The organism is Nonomuraea sp. NPDC049784, assembly GCF_040659615.1.
GTDB lineage: Bacteria > Actinomycetota > Actinomycetes > Streptosporangiales > Streptosporangiaceae > Nonomuraea.
In genome coordinates, this window is the sequence record NZ_JBFAMX010000706.1 from 1 (window position 1) to 4,814 (window position 4,814).

Sequence of the window (4,814 nt, forward strand, 5' to 3'; positions counted from 1 at the left end):
CGGGGTCGAGCGTGAAGGCGACCTCGCCCGCGGTGGCGGTGGCCTCGCCGAACGCGATCGCGACCAGGTCGTACTCGTCGGGCACGGCCGACAGCTTGAGCTCGGCGGCGGCGTTGGCGAAGTTGTGCCAGTAGCCGGTGAGGAAGTGTTTCGGCAGGGTCCCGCCGCCGCCGGTGCAGCCCGACGTGGCGGCGGTGGCGTCGCGGCCTGCCGACTCGCCCGCCGAGTTGTACGCCTTGACGGTGTAGGTGTGGGTCTCGCAGGCGCCGAGCCCGCCGATCGTGGCCGTGGTGCCCGTGACTGTGGCCTTGACAACGTTCCCTTCGTACACGCGATAGCCGGTCACCGTGCCCGACGACGCTCCCCACGTGAGGGTGACGGCGCTGCCCGTCGCGGTGACCGAGACGGCGCCCGGCACGCCGGGGACCCCGGCCGACGAGCCGCCGCACGAGGCTCCGTTCAGCGTGCAGCCGGTGATGCCGGGGAAGTTGCCCGGGCTGCCGTTGAAGCCGAAGCTCGTGCTGGCGCCGGCCGCGAGGGCGGGCGCCCAACTCGGGTTGGTGAACGTGTAGTGCTGCCCGCTCCGCGACATGACCGCGTCCCACGCGGAGGGGATCGAGTAGCCGGCGGGGACGTCGAACTGCACGTTCCAGCCGGTCATGGCCGTGGTGGTGCCGTTGGTGACGGTGACCTTGCCCTCGAAGCCGGAACCCCAGTCGGAGACCTTGACGAAGGTCGCGGTGGCCGAGGCGGCCTGCGCCGGGAGGGCGTACAGGCTGAGTGCGAGGGTGGAGAGGGCCAGGAGGATCGCGCGATGTCTCACGAGTTCTTCCTTCGGGGGTGAGGTGCCGCACTGCTCGCGCCGGGGGGTGAGAACGCGAGCAGTACGGCACCGGCAAGGAGGAGCTGGCTCGAATCCGGTGAACTTATAGGAAACTTTCCTAAGTATTTGCGGCGATCGTAGCCTTGACACCGGAGGCTTACAAGACCCAAACATGACTCCGCCGTACAAGAGGGGTCCCTTGTACGGCGGAGCGGCGGTGCGGTCTACGGTTGCTGGGTGATCTTGACGTCGTCCACGCCCGCCTCGACCAGGGAGGCCCCTGAGGCGTCGGCGGCGTCGATGAGGATGCGGACCGTCTGGCCCGCGAACGCGTTCAGGCTCGCGGTCGCGGTGGCCCAGGCGCCGTTGCGGTTCGAGGCGGCGCCGGCCTGGTTCAGGACCGTGGCGGTGGTGTTGCCGACCACGCGGACCCGGAGGTAGTCGGCGCTGGAGGCGTTCGAGCCGTGCGCCAGGTACCACGAGAACGACAGGTTCAGCAGGCCCGTGGACGGGAGTGTGATCGGGGGCGACTGGATCGAGGTGACGCCGCCGCCGATGTCGAAGTCACCGGCGGCCGAGCCCGCCAGGCGGCCCGTGACCAGGTCGTTCGTGCCACTGACCGTGGTGCCGAGCTGCTTGGCGCCGCTTGAGGTGGTGTCCGCGGGGTCGCCGCGCTCCCATTGGCCGGTGGTGGCCGTGTCGGTGCCTGCCGGGTTGACCGTCCAGCCCGTGGCGGTCTCGAACGTGTCGGAGTAGACGGTCGCCGGCGGGGTGCCGGTGCCGCAGTACTGGGCCTCCTTGCCGATGATCCGGTAGACGCAGTCGGAGTATTCGAGGAAGCGGAGCACGGCCTCCCTGTTGCGGGTGGTCTGGGGGACGATCTGCTCGTCAGGCGGGTAGAAGCCGGGACTCGAGCCGGTCGGGTACATCTCGAACGTGAAGCTGAAGATCTTATAGACGCCCCACATCCAGTCGTCGATGGTCCCGTCGGTGATGTAGAGGTCGCTGGCCTGCTCAGGCGTGTAGCTGTTGGTCGAGGCCATGTTCTGGCCGAGCGTCGCGTGCGCGTCCCGGTCGTCCTGGGTCAGGCCAGGGGCGGTGTCGTCGAAGGTGTAGCCGTAGGGCCACAGGACCAGTTCGCTGTAGGTGTGCCAGTCGAGGTTGGTCTTGATCTGCTGCACGCCGCCGACGACCCGGCTGCGCACCCAGTTGGCCGCCGCCTTGACCTCGGGCGCCGATTCGGCGCTCGCGCCCCGGTACGTCTCGCTGGACGTCGAGCCCGACGAGCCGCCGCAGCAGCCCCAGTTGTATGCCCAGTTGCGGTTCAGGTCGGTGCCGACCGCCGACGAGCCGGAGTTCGGCTGCCGGTTCTTGCGCCAGGAGCGGTAGGAGCCGGTGGCGATGTCGTACTCGCCGCCGTCCGGGTTGAGGTCCGGCATGATCCAGATCTCTCTGGTGTTCACCAGGTTGGTGATCCTGGAGTCCGTGCCGTAGTTGTCGGCCAGCAGGTGCATGATGTACAGCGCCATCTCGACCGTCAGGTGCTCGCGGGCGTGCTGGTGCGCGGTGAACAGCACCTCGGGCTCGTTCTCGTCCGTGCCCACGTTGTCGCTGATCTTGATCAGGCGCAGCGCCCTGCCCTCGTACGAGGTGCCGAACGTGGTCTGGCTGACGATGTCCGGATGGGCCGCGACCAGGGCATTGATGTCCGAGGTCATCTCCGCGAAGTTGTGGTAGCCGGAGTCCGCCGGCGGGAAGTCAAGCGCCCCGACGGCGGACGGGGATGTCGGGCGCGGCACCTCCGCCACCCGGTAGCCGAGCCGCCTGATGGCGGAGATCTCGGCTTCCGTCGCTGTAACCAGGACCGAGTCCTTGGCCACCTCCTCGATGGCCGCGCCCGTGGCCGCGACGGCGCTGCGCTGCTGCGCGTTCGCGGGGCCCTGGACGCGGTACTGCTTGTTGGCCGGCGGCTCCGCGGCGGCGCCCGCCCCGGTCATGCCGGTCAGGCTGATCAGGCTGAGGACTGCCAGCAGGATAACTAATCGGTGTCTCACCTGTTCTCCTCGGGCGCTCGGGATCGGGTCGTATCCGGCGCCTGACCTGAGATTGAAGACCCGGCCTCACCTAGGAAAGGCCCAAATTTACGGACATGCACCATCTCCCTGACAGGTCGCTGCCAGGTGGATGCCAGCGGGCCCGGACACCGTTGGGGACATGACATACGCGATCGAAGCCGAAGGGCTCGTCAAGAGATACGGCGACAAGGCCGCGCTCGACGGCGTCGACCTGAGGGCCAAGACGGGCGCCGTGCTCGGCGTCCTCGGCCCGAACGGCGCGGGCAAGACCACGGCGGTACGCGTCCTCGCCACCCTGGCCGCCCCCGACGCCGGCCGCGCCTTGGTCGGCGGGTACGACGTGACCCGCCAGGCCGGAAAGGTACGCGAGCTGATCGGACTGACCGGCCAGTACGCTTCGGTCGACGAGAAGCTGACCGGCACCCAGAACCTGCTGCTGATGGGCCGCCTGCTCGGCCTGTCCAGGTCGGCGTCCAGGGCCAGGGCCGCGGAGCTGCTGGCCCGCTTCGGCCTGGAGGAGGCGGCCGATCGCGCGGCGAGCGGCTACTCGGGCGGCATGCGCCGCCGCCTGGACCTGGCGGTCAGCCTGGTGAGCCGCCCGCGGATCCTGTTCCTCGACGAGCCGACCACGGGGCTCGACCCCCACGCCCGCGGCGGGCTGTGGGACGTGGTCAGGGAGCTGACCGCCGACGGCGTGACCGTGCTGCTGACCACCCAGTACCTGGAGGAGGCCGACCAGCTCGCCGACGACCTGCTGGTCATCGACCAGGGCCGGGTCGCCGCCGCCGGGACGCCCGACGAGCTGAAGGCGCTGGCCGGCGGGCATCGGCTCGACGTCAGGCCGCTGCGCGCCGCCGACCTGGAGAAGACCGAGACGATCCTCGGCGCGAAGGCCGTGGACGGCAGGGTCAGCATCCCGGTGCACGACCTGGCCGAGCCGCCCACCGCGCTGAGGGCGCTCGACGACGCCGGCATCGTGCTCGCCGAGCACGCCCTGCGCCTGCCCTCACTGGACGACGTCTTCCTCACCCTGACCGGAGACCACCGATGACCACCGCGCTTTCCCAAGGGCTGACGCTGGCCTGGCGCAGCCTGATCCCGCTCAAGAACAGTCCTGGCCAGCTCGCGGGCATGCTGTTGCAGCCCGTCTTCATGATCGTCATTTTCGTGTACCTGTTCGGCGGCGCGGCCGGCGGCGACCGCGCGGGCGCGGTGGCGTACATGCTGCCCGGCGTGCTCGTCCAGGTGGCCCTCATGTCGACGATCACCACCGGCATGAACCTGGCCACCGACATCGGCAACGGCGTGTTCGACAGGTTCAGGACCATGCCGATCGCCAGATCGGCGCCGCTGGCGGGGCGCATCATGGCGGACCTGCTCACGCTGCTGATCACGATCGCGATGTCGATGCTCGTGGGGTACGCCGTCGGCTTCCGCGTCACGACGGACCCGCTCAGCGCGCTGGCGGGGCTCGGCCTGGTGCTGCTGCTGGCCATGGCGTTGAGCTGGGGCTCGGCCTGGATCGGGCTGGTGGCCAAGTCCGTCACGTCGATGCAGGGCATGGCGACGGCCGTCCTCCTGCCGCTCACGTTCGGCAGCAGCGCCTTCGTGCCCGCCACCGACATGCCCGGCTGGCTGACCTGGTGGATGAACGTCAACCCCGTCTCCCACCTGGCCGGCGCTCTGCGCGGGCTCCTGGCCGGCGGCCTGCACGTGTCCGACGTGTGGATCACGTTCGGCTGGACCGCCGCGCTGCTCGTCCTCTTCGTCCCCCTTGCCCTTCGTGCTTACAACAGGAGAGTCCGATGATCGAGACCACCGAGACCATGACCACCCGTGACGGCGCCGAGCTGGTGGCGACGCTGTGGCGGCCGGCCGAGCGCGGGCACTTCCCCGTGCTCCTGTCGCGCACCGCG

At 69.8% G+C, this 4,814-nt stretch carries 4 protein-coding genes; 2 read left to right on the top strand and 2 right to left on the bottom strand.

Annotated features, from left to right (window positions below; translation table 11 throughout):
- Together AB0J09_RS56340 and AB0J09_RS56345 are read right to left on the bottom strand one after the other, a co-directional pair.
- On the bottom strand, positions 1-823 hold an 823-nt coding region (locus AB0J09_RS56340), incomplete at its 3' end, for a cellulose binding domain-containing protein (RefSeq protein ID WP_360710802.1).
- 224 nt (positions 824-1,047) lie between these two features.
- Positions 1,048-2,877: a M14 family zinc carboxypeptidase gene (locus AB0J09_RS56345; protein ID WP_360710805.1), complete on the bottom strand. Its 1,830-nt coding sequence runs from the start codon at positions 2,875-2,877 to the stop codon at positions 1,048-1,050.
- A 160-nt stretch (positions 2,878-3,037) separates the two neighbouring features.
- On the opposite strand from AB0J09_RS56345, the gene AB0J09_RS56350 reads away from it, so the two are divergent.
- A complete protein-coding gene (locus AB0J09_RS56350; RefSeq protein ID WP_360710808.1) occupies positions 3,038-3,949 on the top strand; it encodes an ATP-binding cassette domain-containing protein in 912 nt (303 codons plus the stop codon).
- The gene (locus AB0J09_RS56355; protein WP_360710811.1) at positions 3,946-4,707 is read left to right on the top strand and encodes an ABC transporter permease; all 762 of its coding nucleotides are present in this window, start codon (positions 3,946-3,948) and stop codon (positions 4,705-4,707) included. The genes AB0J09_RS56350 and AB0J09_RS56355 overlap by 4 nt, the downstream gene beginning before the upstream one ends.
- Positions 4,708-4,814: the final 107 nt, after the last annotated feature.